Raw genomic sequence first — 15,046 nt, 5'->3', positions numbered from 1 at the left:
GGAGCTCGCGGATGCTGAGCATTCTGGGTCGGGCGTCGGTCTCGAAGGTGACGTTGCCGATGGGGCGGGCGCTGCTGCGCACCGGCCTCACGCCGGACAGCATGACCGTGATCGGGACCGTGGCGAGCGTGGCGGCCGCGCTCACGCTGTTCCCGATGGGGCACCTGTTCGTGGGCACCCTGGTCATCTGGCTGTTCGTCATGTTCGACATGCTCGACGGTGCGATGGCCCGCGCCCGCGGCGGCGGGACGCGCTTCGGCGCGGTGCTCGACGCCACCTGTGACCGCATCGCCGACGGCGCGATCTTCGCCGGTCTCGTGTGGTGGTGCACCGTCACCGAACCCCACCGCCTGCTCCTGATCGCGACCCTGATCTGCCTGGTCACCTCGCAGGTGATCTCGTACGCGAAGGCCCGCGCCGAGGCGAGCGGCCTCTACGGCGACGGCGGCCTCATCGAGCGCCCCGACCGGCTCATCATCGTGCTCGTCGGTACCGGCCTCACCGGCCTCGGCCTGCCGTGGGCGGTCCACGTGGCCATGTGGCTGCTCGCCGTCGGCAGTGTGATCACCGTCGGCCAGCGCATGTGGTCGATCTCGAACTCGCCGGGTGCGCGCGACCTGATCCCGCTGAAGGCAGAACCCGAGTCCGCCGATTCCGCGTCTGCCGATTCCGGCCCCGCCGACACCGACGGCCCGACCCCGCCCGCCGAGTCACGATGACCGACCTCGCCGCACTCGCCGCCGACCTGGGGTACCGGGCCGGCTGGGCGGCGGTGCGGTACGCGCCGGAGCGTGCCGCCCGCACCGTGTTCGACCGCGCCGCAGGAGTCGCCGGACGCCGCAACGGCGGTCCGGAACAGTTGCGCCGCAACCTGGCCCGGGTGATCGGGGTCGCCGACCCCGCCGACGTGCCCGACGAGTTGGTCGCAGATGCGGTGCGTTCCTATGCGCGGTACTGGTGCGAGGCCTTCCGGTTGCCCGCCCAGGACCGAGCGACCGTGGCGTCGACCGGGAACCTGCCCGAGGCCGACCACGCCCGACTCGACGCCGCCGTGTCGCGGGGTAAGGGCGTGGTGCTCGCCCTGCCGCACACCGGTAACTGGGACATGGCCGGCGTCTGGCTGGTCCAGCACTACGGGAAGTTCGCGACGGTCGCCGAACGGCTCAAGCCGGAGTCGCTGTTCAACCGGTTCGTCGAGTACCGCGAGTCGCTGGGGTTCGAGATCTTCCCGCTCAGCGGTGGTGAGCAGCCGCCGTTCGGGGTGCTCGCCGACCGTCTGCGGGCCGGTGGGATCGTCTGCCTGCTGGGGGAGCGCGACCTCGCCCGCCATGGCGTACCGGTCACCTTCTTCGGTGAACGCACCCGGATGCCGGCCGGATCGGCGCGGCTGGCGATCGAGACCGGCGCGGCCCTGTTCCCGGCCCACCACTGGTTCGAGGAGGCGCCCTACTCGTCGATGAGCGTCGGCGAGGAGATCGACGTCTCCGGCGGTGTGGAGGCCGCGACCCAGGCGCTCGCCGACGCGTTCGCCGCGAACATCGCCGCACATCCCGCCGACTGGCACATGCTGCAACCGCTCTGGGAAGCCGACTGGACCGATCGGCAGAAGGCACGGATGAACGGAACCGGGGGAGCTGCATGAGAATCGGGATGATCTGCCCTTATTCGTTCGACGTCCCCGGCGGTGTGCAGGCGCACGTCACCGAACTCGCACACGTCTTCATCGACCGCGGTCACGAGGTCAGCGTCCTCGCCCCGGCGTCGCGCCGCACCGAACTGCCCGAGTACGTCGTGCGTGCCGGGCCGTCGCTGGCCATCCCGTACAACGGGTCGGTGTCGCGGGTGAACTTCAGCCCGAAAGGCTATCTGCGACTGCGTCGTTGGATCGCCGAGAACGGTTTCGACGTCCTGCACGTCCACGAACCCAACTCGCCGTCGATCTCGATGCTCTCGTTGATGGTGGCCTCCGGCCCGATCGTCACGACCTTCCACACCGCGACGTCGAAGTCACTGTGGCTCAGCGCTTTCCAGGGCATCCTGCGCCCCTACCACGAACGTATCGCCGGCAAGATCGCGGTCTCCGAACTGGCCCGGCGCTGGCAGATGGAGTCGCTGGGCTCCGATGCCGTGGAGATCCCCAACGGCATCAACGTCGCCGGCTTCGCCAACGCCAAGCCGCTCGACGGCTACCCGCATCCCGGCGGCACCATCCTGTTCCTCGGCCGCTTCGACGAACCCCGCAAGGGCATCGACATCCTGATGCGCGCGCTGCCGTCCGTGGTGGAGAAGTTCCCGGATGTGCGCGTGCTCGTCGTCGGCGGCGGTAACCAGGCCGCCCTGCGACGGCGTGCGGGAACCCTCGCCGACCACCTCGTCTTCCTGGGGCAGGTCGACGACGCCACCAAGGCGCGCGCCCTGGCCTCCGCCGACGTCTACTGCGCCCCCAACCTCGGTGGCGAGAGCTTCGGCATCGTCCTCGTCGAGGCGATGGCCGCCGGTGCCGCAGTGATCGCCAGCTCGCTGAACGCCTTCCGGCGCGTCCTCGACGACGGCCGGGCGGGCAAGCTCGTCGACACCGGTTCGCCGGATCAGCTCGCGGCGGGCATCATCTCGCTGCTCTCCGACGACGAGGCGCGCGAGCAGCTCGTCGCCCGGGGACGTGTGCGCGCCGACAAATACGACTGGTCACGCGTGGCCGACCAGATCCTCCGCGTCTACGACACCGTGACCGTCGGTGCCGGCCCGGTGGTGGTGTCGGACTGATGGCGACCTGGATCGTCCTCGGGATCGTCGCGGTCCTGCTGGCCGTCGGCTGGGCCTATCACACCGCCAATCGCCTCGACCGCCTCAACGTGCGCGTCGACCTCGCCCGGCAGTCCCTCTACGCCGGTCTCGACCGGCGCGCCGTCGTCGTGCGGGCCATCGCCGCGGAGCTGCCGGGTTCCGAGCTGACCGCACTGGCCGACCGCGCCGAACGGGCAGCGCCCGAGGCACGCGAAGACGCCGAGAACGCGCTGTCGTCGGCGCTGGCCCGCACCGACGCCTCCGGCCGGTCTCCGGCGCTGGTCATCGAGCTCGCCGACGCCGAGACGCGGGTGATGATGGCCCGCCGGTTCTACAACGACGCGGTACGCGACACCCGAGCCCTCGCCGAACGGCGACTGGTCCGGTGGTTGCGGCTGGGCGGCCACGCGTCGCCGCCGACGTACTTCGAGATCATCGAACGCGTCACACCGGGCCAGGGCGAGTGATCCTGGTACCAGGGCATTTCGCCGGCTGACCTAGACTGGTCCCACGCTGCCGCGGGGTCCGCCGAAGGGGGATCGGCTGCGGCACGCCGAGACAGCGACATGAGGAGAAATCAGTGAGTCACAACGGCGCGACCGTTCCCGAGGTCGGACAGGGCACTGCCCGGGTCAAGCGGGGAATGGCCGAAATGCTCAAGGGCGGCGTGATCATGGACGTGGTCACCCCCGAGCAGGCGAAGATCGCCGAGGACGCCGGCGCAGTGGCCGTGATGGCTCTCGAGCGCGTTCCCGCCGACATCCGCGCCCAGGGCGGTGTCTCGCGGATGAGCGATCCGGACATGATCGACGGCATCATCTCGGCCGTCTCGATCCCGGTCATGGCGAAGGCACGCATCGGTCACTTCGTCGAGGCGCAGATCCTGCAGAGCCTGGGCGTGGACTACGTCGACGAGTCCGAGGTCCTGACCCCGGCCGACTACTCCAACCACATCGACAAGTGGGCGTTCACCGTGCCGTTCGTGTGCGGTGCGACCAACCTGGGTGAGGCGCTGCGCCGGATCACCGAGGGTGCGGCGATGATCCGCTCCAAGGGCGAGGCCGGCACCGGCGACGTGTCCAACGCCACCACCCACATGCGCAAGATCCGCGATGAGATCCGTCGCCTCACCTCGCTGCCCAAGGACGAGTTGTACGTGGCGGCAAAGGAACTGCAGGCTCCCTACGACCTGGTGGTCGAGGTCGCCGAGGCCGGCAAGCTGCCGGTCACCCTGTTCACCGCCGGCGGCATCGCCACGCCGGCCGATGCAGCGATGATGATGCAGCTCGGCGCCGAGGGTGTGTTCGTGGGTTCGGGGATCTTCAAGTCCGGCAACCCGGCTCAGCGTGCGGCCGCCATCGTGCAGGCCACCACCTTCCACGACGACCCCGACGTGCTGGCCAAGGTCTCGCGCGGACTGGGCGAGGCGATGGTCGGCATCAACGTCGACGACATCCCGCAGCCGCACCGCCTGGCCGAGCGCGGCTGGTGATGCACTCGGGCAGGACCGCGCATGCGGTCCTGCCCGACTTCAGGCGGTGACGCCCCCGGCGATGGCATCGGCGAGTCGGGATATCTCCTCTTCGACCTGGTCCGGCCGTCCTGACAGATCGATCGCCGTCAACGTCAGGTTCTTGCCAGCATTGCGGACGGTGACTGTTCGGCGCCGTCGTTCGTCGGGACGCCGGCAATAAATGAGCATGCCATCGGGCAGATTCAGAGCAGTTGTGTAGGCCAGCAACTGGTAGTGATCGGCACTCGAACCGCGGGCGTTGTGAGCGAGTTTGTACTTCAGGTCCGCGACAAATCGAACTTCACCTGTCTCGGGCGAGCGGAACACGAGGTCGGGCTGCATCGGCACCTCCCGGCCCACGCCGAGGTGCACAGTAGGCTCCGCGACGACGTCAAGCCGTCCGCGGAGCTCTCGGCGCAACCGCTCGGTGACGAATCGCTGGAACAGGTCGTTCATGTCGACCATGAACGACGATGCCGTCGTCGAACCCCGCGCATCGGACAGCGTGAGGTTCGCCAGCACGAGTCGCGCAAGTCCGAGCGCAGGGGAGTAGTGCTGGTTCAGGCGTGTGATGTGAACGGAGTCAAAGGTTTCGGCCCGGACAGAGACGTCCGCGACGTTGTCGAGCGCCGCCAATTGTCGCGTCAGTCGTTGCCGGTCCTCGGGGTCGACGCGCGGTACCCGTAGCGCGAGACGGACGGCGGCTCGCAACACACGGTTCTCAAGCACATCCTCGGAGAAGTCGTCGTATCGGCAGGCTACCGGGGTCAGCATCCCGGCCCGCTTGAATTGGCCCACGATGTCGGGGCGGCCGCGCAGGGCGACCAGAGCCTCTTCTCGTCCGTGGTAGGCGCGCAGGACGCCTCGCCCCAGCGTGGTCTCGACGGTTCGGGCGAAGAACGCGATCACCGACGGCAGCAGGTCGCCTGATGCTTCGTACTCATATGCCTCTCGCAGCCAGGCGCTGGGCGGCAAGCCGGGCTCGAGTAGTAGGAAGAGATTCTCCGCGTTGATCTTCGGGCGCACCAACAGTTCGACTCCGTCGACGACGAGCGACCCGACGTAGGAGGTAGCCGTCACCTCCCAATGTCCGCCGGGCGCGGGACCGACGTCGACGAACCCCGTGCGACGCAGCGACTCGGCCTGACCGCGCGATAGGTCGATGGTGATCGTCGAGTACTCGGAGAGGTTCGCCATCCTCGTCAGTTCTCTGCGACGGGGTCCGCGGTATCGGCGGACGGCGCCTCGGCGTCGGCGGTGATCGACTCCGCCGCGACTTCGGCGAACCGTGCCCAGACCGACTCGAATCGGAATCGATCGATGCGGGTCGGATCACCGAAGAACTGGTCCTCTATGAACGGCTCGATGTCGTATTCCCAGATTCGGCGCATCGATTCGCGGTCGAGTCCGTGCTTCATGAAGTGGCTCGGACCGAGCTGGAGATGGGGACCACCGAGTTCCTTCTCCAGCTCGTCGTTGACCTGGGCAACGATCTCGCCCACCCACGCCGGCTCGGCCTCTCGGTCGAGCCAGCGATCGAGCAGCCCGGCCATCGGTCCGTGGTTGGGGAAGAACGGAATGAAATGGAAGCGCCGCCGAAGTGCCGCGTCTACCAGCGCGATCGACCGGTCAGCGGTGTTCATCGTGCCGATGAACCAGACGTTCTCCGACAGTTCGAACGGCGTCGACCGGTACAGCGTTCGGACGGGGGTGTTTCGGTACTCGAACAAGAACAGAAGCTCTCCGAGCACCTTGGGCAGATTCGCCCGGTTGATCTCGTCGATGATCATCACGTGCCGCCGATCGGGCTCGGTGTGCGCGTTCTCCGCCAACTCGGCCAGCGGACCCCTGACCAGTGAGTAGGTCATGACGCCGTTGGCGTTGGTCTCGGGTCGATACCCCTCGAAGAAGTCCTCGTAGGACGTCGACGGATGGAACTGGACCACCGGCCGCCGTTCGGGCTCGGCGACTAGAGCCTCGGCCAGCTTGCGAGCGAAGTATGTCTTCCCCGTGCCAGGCGGGCCGTAGAAGACCACCTGTTTCTTGTCCTCGAGGAGTGCGACGACGTCGTCGAGAAAAGCGCGTTCGACGAGCAGCTCATCCGCCAGGTCGGCGAATGGATCGTCCGGAACGACGGGTTCGAGCGGAGTCGGGTCCGATTTCGGCACGGTGGACGGTTCTGACACGTCGGTGAACAGGCCGAACAGGGGCGCGACCTGGCTAGCGGTCCGCAGAATCTCTGCCCGCAGGTCGAGCCCCGCTACCGCCTCACGATCGAACCAACGGCCATAGAAGACCTCGCCTGAGCCGCCCCCGATGAATCCGACGTCTCGTCCCGCCTTCGAGCGCCCGCCGGCGAGGAATTCGTAACCGGGCAGCGGCCGACTCTCGATCGCCGCGATCGCGCGTTCGGTGGCACCGGACTCACCGTCGGGGTATGGGCGCAGGCCGACACCGAGTCCATATCCGTTCAACCACAGGCGTATACCGAGTCCATAAGTCTTGGGAACCCGCCAGTCGACCCACAGATCTCCGCGCGGCCAGGTGGCGTCCCACATCACATCGGGTGTTCGGGTGCGCAGCTTCGACAGTTTCCGGCCCGCCGCGTCGTTGACCGGCCCCTGGAGGACTGAACCGATGTGTTGAGCTACCGCGACCATCGCTCTCGCGTTCGGCCGGTACCACTCGGGATCGTCGTCACGTTCCTTGGCACCGTCGCGCAATCTTGCTCGGTCGCAAAGGACTTCGTCGGCAAATATCGGTCGCTCGTCCGCCCACCACGCCGCGACTTGCTCGAACCTGTTCGGGTCGCCGTCGATCTCCATCGCGAACCGGTATAGAGCGGCATATCGGAGGCCTTGATCGTCGAAATCTGTCTCTCCGGTAGCGAATGCCAGGTAGTCAGTGGAATTGGGCCACGCGACCGGCCAGACATTCGGACTGGCCAAGCCCCAGAAGTAGGAGGCCACGAAAGGGGCCCGCTTCGGACTCGGATGCGCGCCAATTCGGATGTTTTGGATGTGGTCGGCGAGCAGAAGAATTTTCCTTGTAGCGTCTGGCAGGTCGGCCGGCGTGGTGAGTGCATCGAGCAGAACTGAGGCAGCCACTTCCTGGTCAGGGGACATCTTCTTGATCTGATTGATGATCATCTGACCAGCTGTGCCGCTGTACCCGGATTCGAAACTGCGCACCCATCGGTCCGTCGCTCCCTGAAAAGTAGCGAGGTCGCGAGTCCGGCGGAACGAGTCGAGGAGTTGCCGGGCCTCCGCCGCGTGGGGTGATAGGCGGCGTTCCCGCCAGGCCTTTCGATCAGAATGGGCGCTGGACTCGAAACGTTCGATGTGGGCTCGGTGCCACCGCCGCCGGAATTCCTGTTCGGCGGCTCGTAATCTATCGGGGTCAGTCACGTACACCTCCTGGTTCAGCAGAGGGTATCTATGATCTGACCTCAGGAACGCCGTAGCCGATCACTCCACTTGTATCCCTCCGTTCAACACGCCGAGACCGAACAGTCGACATGCGTAGCGAGCCGGGGGTGTTCCGGCGGTAGGATCTGCTGATCATGGATGCGGCGACCATCGTTCGGGATGCCTCGGTCTCGGGCACACACATCGTGGGTGAATTGCGGCTCGAGTGGTCGGCGGCGTGCAACGTCGGCCGGGTCCGCGAGACCAACGAGGATGCCGCACTTGCACTGCCCGGCATGTACCTCATCGCCGACGGCATGGGCGGGCACGACAGCGGCGAACTCGCCAGCGAGGCCGCACTGCTCACCCTCTCCGAGGCGACGAGCGCCGGCGAACTGAACGCCACCAAGGTGCAGCTCGACGACCTGCTGGTCGCGGCGCAGCGCCGCATCGGCCAGATCGATACCGAGACCGACCGTCGGGCGGGAACCACCGCCACCGGCGCCGTCCTGGTCACCCACGAGCAGAGCCCGCACTGGCTGGTCCTCAACATCGGCGACTCGCGCACCTACCGATACCAGAACGGTTCGCTGCAGCAGCTGACCACCGATCACTCGCAGGTCCAGGAATTCATCGACGCGGGCTTCCTGACGCCCGAACAGGCGCGGACCGACCCGCGGCGCAACGTCATCACCCGTGCACTCGGTGCCGGGATGGTCGATCCCGTCCCGGACTTCTTCAACACCCCGGCCTTCCCGGGCGATGTCCTGCTCCTCTGTACCGACGGGCTCACCGGTGAGCTGCCCGACGAGGAGATCGGCGACATCCTCGCCAACGCGTCGAGCTCCGAAGAGGCGGCCGAACGTCTCGTCGACGCGGCGCTCGCACTCGGCGCCCACGACAACGTCACCGTCATCGTGGTGACCGTGCACGAGTCGGTTCCGACCCTGACGATGCCTGCTCTCGACGGCGCCGCCGAGGGGGAGTCCACCGACGAGGCGACGGTCTCCGACCCCAACTGATCGAGGTGATCTGATGAACACAGGTCACGATCCCTCGGTCCACGACCCCGCCGGCGCCGCCGACACCGGACTCGACGACGCAGCAACGTATGTCGAATACTGCGGCGAACGCACCGCTCTCGACGCCGGCCGGCGCTTCTTCATCGGTCGCGAGGCCGATCTGTCGATCGACGACAACCCTTATCTCCACCGCCGATTCCTGGTGGTGCACAACGAGAACGGCCTGTGGTGGCTGACCAACCTCGGCACCCACCTGTCCGCGAGCGTGTCGGCCGGCGACGTCGGCTTCTCGGCCACCCTCGGCCCGGGCGCACGCATGCCGCTGGTGTTCGGTGAGACCACCATCGTGTTCACCGCCGGTCCCACCACCTACGAGCTCAGTGTGTTCGCCCGTGCGCCGCAGGTGAAGTCGGTGACCCGCCCCGAGTTCAGCGGCGGCCACACGACCCAGGGCGTGCCGACCCTGACCGAGAGTCAGAAGCTGCTGATCGTCGTACTGGCGGAGGAGATCCTGCGCCGTGAGGGGACCGGCGCCTCGTCGATCCCGTCGTCGGCCCAGGCCGCCCGACGCCTCGGCTGGCCGCTGACCAAGTTCAACCGCAAGCTCGACAACGTCTGCGACAAGCTCGATCAGCTCGGCGTCAGCGGGATGCGCGGCGGTGGCGGCAAACTCGCCAGCAACCGCCGGACCAAGCTTGTCGAATACGCGGTGTCCTCACGCATCGTGACCCGCGAGGACCTGCCGTTGATCGACGCGGAGGCCGCGCGGAACGCGGCGAGCTGACCGATCCTCTGACCTGCGGTTACGGCATGGGTAGTTCTCCCCATGCGGTGGGGAGTTCTCCCCATCGACCAGGGCACGGAACGCCCATAATCTTCAACTCATCGCCGGAGAAACCCGGCACCGACCACCCGGTTCGATGAGTGAAGAGGAAGCACACATGACTGCGATCGCCCACCAGGCCCCCCAGCACCCGCGCCAGATCAACGCTCGACGCGATGCCGAGGCGCAGGCCCGCCGCCAGGAGGCACTGGCCCGTCTCGCGGCCCGCCGGATGCCGCTCCCCGGACAGGTCTCCCGCCAGAACCAGCCCGGCCTCGGCCACCGCGCCGGGCACCCGCACCTGCACCGCGCCAATTCGCCCATGCCGGCGCCCGAGACCGCGGTGACCGCCGAGGTGTCCACGGGTCGCGCGAAGCCGAATCTCACCTCCCGCGAGGTCGAGGTGCTGCGTACTTGGATGCTCGTCGACTCCAAGCCCGCCGTCGCCCAGGAGCTCTACATCTCCCTCGGTACGGTCAACACGCACCTGACCCGCATCCGCGCCAAGTACGCCGAGATCGGTCGCCCGGCTCCCACCAAGGCCTCGCTGGTGGCCCGCGCCATCCAGGACGGGATCATGACGCTCGACGAGCTGTAGAGGCTGACGTCCGGAACGGTTGCCACGTGCGGGATACTGGACCGCGTGGCAGCCATCGAGGACATACTCCAGGTCGAGCAGATCGAGACCGACATCTACCGGGGTGGTGCTTTCCCCAGCCACCTCCAGCGCACCTTCGGCGGACAGGTCGCCGGCCAGGCGCTGATGTCGGCGACGCGGACGGTCGACGCGGACCATTACGTCCACTCGCTGCACGGATACTTCCTGCGACCCGGCGATCCCGACATCCCGGCGGTGTTCCTCGTCGACCGGATCCGCGACGGGCGGTCGTTCGTCACCCGGCGGGTCACCGGCATCCAGCACGGCGAGGCGATCTTCACGATGTCGGCGTCGTTCCATGTCCGGACCGACCAGGGCTATGAGCACCAGGACCGCATGCCGCCGGTGCCCGAACCCGAGGAACTCACCGACCGCCTCGACGAGCTCGGCGAGGAAGAGCGCGCGGTGTTCAAGGAATGGCGTAACTTCGACCTCCGCATCGTGCCGCCGGAGAAGATGGTCACCTCCCCGTATCTCGCTGCGCAGCAACGGGTCTGGTTCCGGTACCGGCACCCGTTGCCCGACGACACGGTGTTCCACGTGGGGACGCTCGCCTACATGAGCGACATGACGCTGCTCGGGTCGTCGCGCGTGCCGCACCCCGAGTCCAATCCCCAGGTCGCCTCCCTCGACCATGCGATGTGGTTCATGCGCCCGTTCCGCGCCGACGACTGGCTGCTCTACGACCAGACGTCGCCGTCCGCGGACGGGGGTCGTGCCCTGACTCAAGGCCGCATCTTCGACCGGCAGGGACGCATGGTCGCGGCGGTCACGCAGGAGGGACTCGCCCGCACCGGACGCCAGATGCCCGAGGACCAGCACGCCCGGACCGATCGGTGAGCGCCGGATCGCGACCGCGGATCGGGGTTCTCGCACTTCAGGGTGACGTGCGCGAACACATCCACGCCCTCGAGGCCAGTGGGGCCGACGCGCTGCCCATCCGCAGGCAGTCCGAGCTCGACGAGATCGACGGCATCGTCATCCCCGGCGGGGAGTCGACGACGATGAGCAAGCTGCTCGGCATCTTCGACCTGTTCGACCCGCTCGTCGAGCGGCTCTCCGATGGGCTGCCCGCCTACGGGTCCTGCGCGGGCATGATCATGCTCGCCTCCACGATCCTCGACACCCGCCCCGACGCCCGCCACCTCGACGCACTCGACATCACGGTGCGGCGCAACGCCTTCGGCCGTCAGGTGGAGAGTTTCGAGACCGATCTCGACTTCGCCGGAATCACCGATCGGGCCGGTTCACAGCCGATGCGGGCGGTCTTCATCCGGGCACCCTGGGTGGAATCGATCTCACCGGATGTCCAGGTTCTCGCCCGGGTCCCGGAGGGGCCGGCCGAGGGGCGGATCGTCGCGGTCCGCCAGGGAAATGTGCTCGCGACGTCGTTCCATCCGGAGGTCACCGGCGACCGACGCGTACATGAATACTTCGTGGAGATGGTGCGTCGGTAAGATCGTGCCGAACCAGCGACAGTGCAAGCGCCTGCGGCAGCAGTCGGCAGGCTTGAGGATCGCCGGATGCGGGGCCACGGGCCCGGCATGCGTGCCGCGGGCATCCACCCGCCGCGCACCGGCACCGGGAAAGGATGCGACGACATGAGCGGCCATTCCAAATGGGCCACCACCAAGCACAAGAAGGCGGTCATCGACGCCAAGCGCGGCAAGATGTTCGCCAAGCTCATCAAGAACATCGAGGTGGCCGCGCGAACCGGCGGTGGTGATCCGGCCGGCAACCCGACCCTCTTCGACGCCATCCAGAAGGCGAAGAAGTCGTCGGTGCCCAACGACAACATCGAACGCGCCCGCAAGCGCGGCGGTGGTGAAGAGGCGGGCGGCGCCGACTGGCAGACCATCATGTACGAGGGCTACGGCCCCAACGGTGTGGCGATCCTGATCGAGTGCCTCACCGACAACCGCAACCGCGCGGCCGGCGAGGTCCGCACTGCGATGACCCGCAACGGCGGCAACATGGCCGACCCGGGTTCGGTGTCGTACCTGTTCACCCGCAAGGGCGTCGTCACCCTCGAGAAGAACGGCCAGTCCGAGGACGACGTCCTGATGGCCGTGCTCGACGCCGGTGCCGAAGAGGTCACCGACCTCGGCGACACCTTCGAGATCGTCAGCGAGCCGACCGACCTGGTCGCGGTGCGCACCGCCCTGCAGGAAGCCGGCATCGACTACGACTCCGCCGAGGCCAGCTTCCGCGCATCGGTGGAGGTCGCCGTCGACGCCGACGGTGCGCGCAAGGTCTTCAAGCTGATCGACGCGCTCGAGGACTCCGACGACGTACAGAACGTCTACAGCAACGTCGACATCAGCGACGAGGTCCTCGCCGAGCTCGAGAACGACTGATCGGCACCGCCCCCGCGAGGGCGTGTTGCTCACCGGAGATGTCCGCCCACCCGGATAAGATCTCGAACAACTGTTCGTAACACTGTTCGGATGCCTGGGAGGGTACGAGTGCGCGTCATGGGCGTCGATCCGGGTCTCACCCGGTGCGGTATCGCGCTGGTCGAGTCGGGTCGCGGCAGGTCGGTGACCGCACTCGACGTGGACGTCGTGCGCACGCCGAGCGACATGGACCTGGCCGAGCGTCTGCTGGCCGTCTACACCTCGGCGTGCCACTGGCTCGACGTCCACCAGCCCGACGCGGTCGCGATCGAGCGGGTTTTCGCCCAGAACCAGGTGTCGACCGCCATGGGCACGGCGCAGGCCGGCGGCGTGATCGCGCTCGCCGCCAGCCAGCGCGACGTCCCGGTGCGTTTCCACACGCCCTCGGAGGTCAAGGCCGCCGTCACCGGCAGCGGTCGCGCCGACAAGGCCCAGGTCACCGCGATGGTCACGCGCATCCTCGGCATGCAGACCAAACCGAAGCCCGCCGACGCCGCGGACGCGCTGGCGATCGCCATCTGTCACTGCTGGCGCGGGCCCATGATGGAGCGCATGGCGGCCGCGCAGAAACAGGCCGACGCGGCCGCCGCGAAGCATCGTCAGCGGCTCGCCCAGGCACGAGAGGGGAGTCGCGCATGATCGCGTCAGTCCGCGGTCCGGTTCTCGAGATCGCCCTCGATCACGCCGTGATCGACTGTGCGGGAGTCGGTTACCGGGTTCTGGCGACTCCGGTCACGCTGTCCCGGCTGCGTCGCGGCGACGAGGCGACGCTGTTGACGTCGATGATCGTCCGCGAGGACTCGATGACGCTGTACGGGTTCACCGAACCCGACGCCCGCGCCCTGTTCGCGCTGCTGCAGACGGTCACCGGAGTCGGCCCGCGGCTGGCGATGGCTACCCTCGCGGTCCTCGAACCCGACGCGCTGCGTCGTGCACTGGCCGACTCCGACACCAAGGCGCTGACGTCGGTGCCCGGCATCGGTAAACGAGTCGCCGAACGGCTCTGCGTCGAACTCCGCGACAAGGTGGACCGCCCGACGGCAGACACGGCCGCCGGCAGCGTCCCCGCCGGCGGAATCCGCGAGCAGGTCGCCGAGGCTCTCGTCGGTCTCGGCTTCACCGCCGCCCCGGCCGAGAAGGCGGTCACCGCGGTGCTCGCCGAGAATCCCGACGCCGACGCCTCGACCGTGCTCCGCCGGTCGCTGGCGATGCTGGGCAAGGCGTCGTGATGACCGGCGATCCCGACGACCTCGAGGATCGCGAGGTCAGCGCCACCCCGGTCCGGTCCGACGGCGACCTCGACGCGGGCCTGCGCCCACGCTCGTTGGCCGACTTCATCGGCCAGCCGCGTGTCTGCGAGCAACTCGAACTCGTCCTCCACGGCGCGAAGGGCCGCGGCGGGACCCCCGATCACATCCTGCTGTCCGGCCCGCCGGGACTCGGCAAGACCTCGCTGGCCATGATCATCGCCTCGGAGATGGGTGCGGCGATCCGGGTGACCTCGGGTCCGGCGCTCGAACGCGCCGGGGACCTCGCCGCCATGCTGTCGAACCTCGTCGAGGGCGACGTGCTGTTCATCGACGAGATCCACCGCATCGCCCGGCCCGCCGAGGAGATGCTCTACCTCGCGATGGAGGACTTCCGTGTCGACGTCGTGGTCGGCAAGGGCCCGGGCGCCACGTCCATCCCACTCGACGTCGCCCCGTTCACCCTGGTCGGCGCCACCACCCGTTCGGGATCGCTGACCGGCCCGCTGCGGGACCGCTTCGGGTTCACCGCGCACATGGAGTTCTACGATCCGGCCGAACTCGTCCGGGTGCTCAACCGTTCCGCGGGCATCCTCGGCATGGAACTACGGCTCGACGCCTCCGAGGAGATCGCACGGCGGTCGCGTGGGACGCCACGAATCGCCAACCGTCTGCTCCGCCGGGTCCGCGACTACGCCGAGGTCCGCGGTGACGGCTCGATCACCGTCGACGTCGCACGTGCCGCCCTCAAGGTCTACGACGTGGACGAACTCGGCTTCGACCGACTCGACCGCGCCGTCCTCGACGCCCTGATCCGGGCGTTCGGCGGGGGACCGGTCGGGGTGTCGACGCTCGCGGTGGCCGTGGGCGAGGAGCCCGCGACCGTCGAAGAGGTCTGCGAGCCGTTCCTGGTCCGGGCCGGGATGATCGCCCGCACCCCACGTGGGCGCGTCGCCACCGCGGCGGCGTGGCATCACCTCGGCCTGACCCCGCCGGCAGGCGCGATGAACGCCTCCTTCGGCGCCCGCCCCCGCGACATCGGGGGCGAGTCCCTGTTCGACGACCTCTGACCCGACCCGCACCGAAAACCCGCGTGTGACGCGGGGCACCACCTGCGGGGATGCCCTCACGGGTGGACGTGGCACACTGTGTGGAGCACAGCGTGGCCACATGACGCCTCTCGCCGATCGGCGCGG

Annotated in this window: 16 protein-coding genes; 14 read left to right on the top strand and 2 right to left on the bottom strand. The window is 68.1% G+C overall.

Features of this window, described 5'->3' with window-relative positions; all coding sequences use genetic code 11:
* The first annotated feature begins 11 nt into the window (after window positions 1–11).
* From pgsA to pdxS, 5 genes are all read left to right on the top strand, one after another.
* Window positions 12–719, top strand: coding sequence for a phosphatidylinositol phosphate synthase (gene pgsA / locus LQD00_RS21910; RefSeq protein ID WP_232719391.1), 708 nt, complete (start codon window positions 12–14; stop codon window positions 717–719).
* Complete coding sequence (locus tag LQD00_RS21905) at window positions 716–1,642, top strand: phosphatidylinositol mannoside acyltransferase (RefSeq protein WP_232719390.1); 927 nt, start codon at window positions 716–718, stop codon at window positions 1,640–1,642. Before pgsA ends, LQD00_RS21905 begins: the two co-directional genes overlap by 4 nt.
* The gene (locus LQD00_RS21900) at window positions 1,639–2,763 is read left to right on the top strand and encodes a glycosyltransferase family 4 protein (RefSeq protein WP_232719389.1); all 1,125 of its coding nucleotides are present in this window, start codon (window positions 1,639–1,641) and stop codon (window positions 2,761–2,763) included. The genes LQD00_RS21905 and LQD00_RS21900 overlap by 4 nt, the downstream gene beginning before the upstream one ends.
* Window positions 2,763–3,251 carry a LemA family protein gene (locus LQD00_RS21895; protein ID WP_006866376.1) on the top strand — a complete coding sequence of 163 codons (489 nt, stop codon included), beginning with the start codon at window positions 2,763–2,765 and terminating at the stop codon, window positions 3,249–3,251. Before LQD00_RS21900 ends, LQD00_RS21895 begins: the two co-directional genes overlap by 1 nt.
* Window positions 3,252–3,364: 113 nt before the next feature.
* Entirely contained in the window at window positions 3,365–4,276 is a 912-nt protein-coding gene (pdxS, locus tag LQD00_RS21890) for a pyridoxal 5'-phosphate synthase lyase subunit PdxS (protein WP_006436347.1), read from the top strand.
* Window positions 4,277–4,315: 39 nt separating this feature from the next.
* On the opposite strand, the gene LQD00_RS21885 is transcribed toward pdxS, so the two are convergent.
* On the bottom strand, window positions 4,316–5,494 hold the full coding sequence (locus LQD00_RS21885) for an McrC family protein (RefSeq protein ID WP_232719388.1): 1,179 nt from the start codon (window positions 5,492–5,494) through the stop codon (window positions 4,316–4,318).
* Between the two features lie 5 nt (window positions 5,495–5,499).
* On the bottom strand, window positions 5,500–6,957 hold the full coding sequence (locus tag LQD00_RS21880; RefSeq protein ID WP_232719387.1) for an McrB family protein: 1,458 nt from the start codon (window positions 6,955–6,957) through the stop codon (window positions 5,500–5,502).
* A gap of 902 nt (window positions 6,958–7,859) precedes the next feature.
* Here LQD00_RS21880 and LQD00_RS21875 point away from each other — a divergent pair.
* From LQD00_RS21875 to ruvB, 9 genes are all read left to right on the top strand, one after another.
* Window positions 7,860–8,726: a PP2C family protein-serine/threonine phosphatase gene (locus LQD00_RS21875; RefSeq protein ID WP_006866375.1), complete on the top strand. Its 867-nt coding sequence runs from the start codon at window positions 7,860–7,862 to the stop codon at window positions 8,724–8,726.
* Between the two features lie 13 nt (window positions 8,727–8,739).
* Window positions 8,740–9,510, top strand: a complete 771-nt coding sequence (locus tag LQD00_RS21870) for a hypothetical protein (protein ID WP_204718183.1) — start codon at window positions 8,740–8,742, stop codon at window positions 9,508–9,510.
* 157 nt (window positions 9,511–9,667) lie between these two features.
* Complete coding sequence (locus LQD00_RS21865) at window positions 9,668–10,147, top strand: helix-turn-helix transcriptional regulator (RefSeq protein WP_232719386.1); 480 nt, start codon at window positions 9,668–9,670, stop codon at window positions 10,145–10,147.
* A 45-nt stretch (window positions 10,148–10,192) separates the two neighbouring features.
* Window positions 10,193–11,047: an acyl-CoA thioesterase gene (locus tag LQD00_RS21860; protein WP_006866372.1), complete on the top strand. Its 855-nt coding sequence runs from the start codon at window positions 10,193–10,195 to the stop codon at window positions 11,045–11,047.
* Complete coding sequence (gene pdxT, locus LQD00_RS21855) at window positions 11,044–11,664, top strand: pyridoxal 5'-phosphate synthase glutaminase subunit PdxT (protein WP_232719385.1); 621 nt, start codon at window positions 11,044–11,046, stop codon at window positions 11,662–11,664. The genes LQD00_RS21860 and pdxT overlap by 4 nt, the downstream gene beginning before the upstream one ends.
* 144 nt (window positions 11,665–11,808) lie before the next feature.
* Window positions 11,809–12,564 carry a YebC/PmpR family DNA-binding transcriptional regulator gene (locus tag LQD00_RS21850; RefSeq protein WP_232719384.1) on the top strand — a complete coding sequence of 252 codons (756 nt, stop codon included), beginning with the start codon at window positions 11,809–11,811 and terminating at the stop codon, window positions 12,562–12,564.
* A gap of 108 nt (window positions 12,565–12,672) precedes the next feature.
* Complete coding sequence (ruvC, locus tag LQD00_RS21845) at window positions 12,673–13,242, top strand: crossover junction endodeoxyribonuclease RuvC (RefSeq protein ID WP_232719506.1); 570 nt, start codon at window positions 12,673–12,675, stop codon at window positions 13,240–13,242.
* Window positions 13,239–13,832, top strand: a complete 594-nt coding sequence (gene ruvA, locus LQD00_RS21840) for a Holliday junction branch migration protein RuvA (RefSeq protein ID WP_232719383.1) — start codon at window positions 13,239–13,241, stop codon at window positions 13,830–13,832. The genes ruvC and ruvA overlap by 4 nt, the downstream gene beginning before the upstream one ends.
* The gene (ruvB, locus tag LQD00_RS21835) at window positions 13,832–14,920 is read left to right on the top strand and encodes a Holliday junction branch migration DNA helicase RuvB (protein ID WP_232719382.1); all 1,089 of its coding nucleotides are present in this window, start codon (window positions 13,832–13,834) and stop codon (window positions 14,918–14,920) included. The genes ruvA and ruvB overlap by 1 nt, the downstream gene beginning before the upstream one ends.
* Window positions 14,921–15,046: the final 126 nt, after the last annotated feature.

This window comes from Gordonia metallireducens (assembly GCF_021245825.1).
Classification (GTDB): Bacteria; Actinomycetota; Actinomycetes; order Mycobacteriales; family Mycobacteriaceae; genus Gordonia; species Gordonia namibiensis.
The sequence above is the reverse complement of the archived record's forward strand: the minus strand, read 5'-3'. Positions and strand labels throughout refer to the sequence as shown.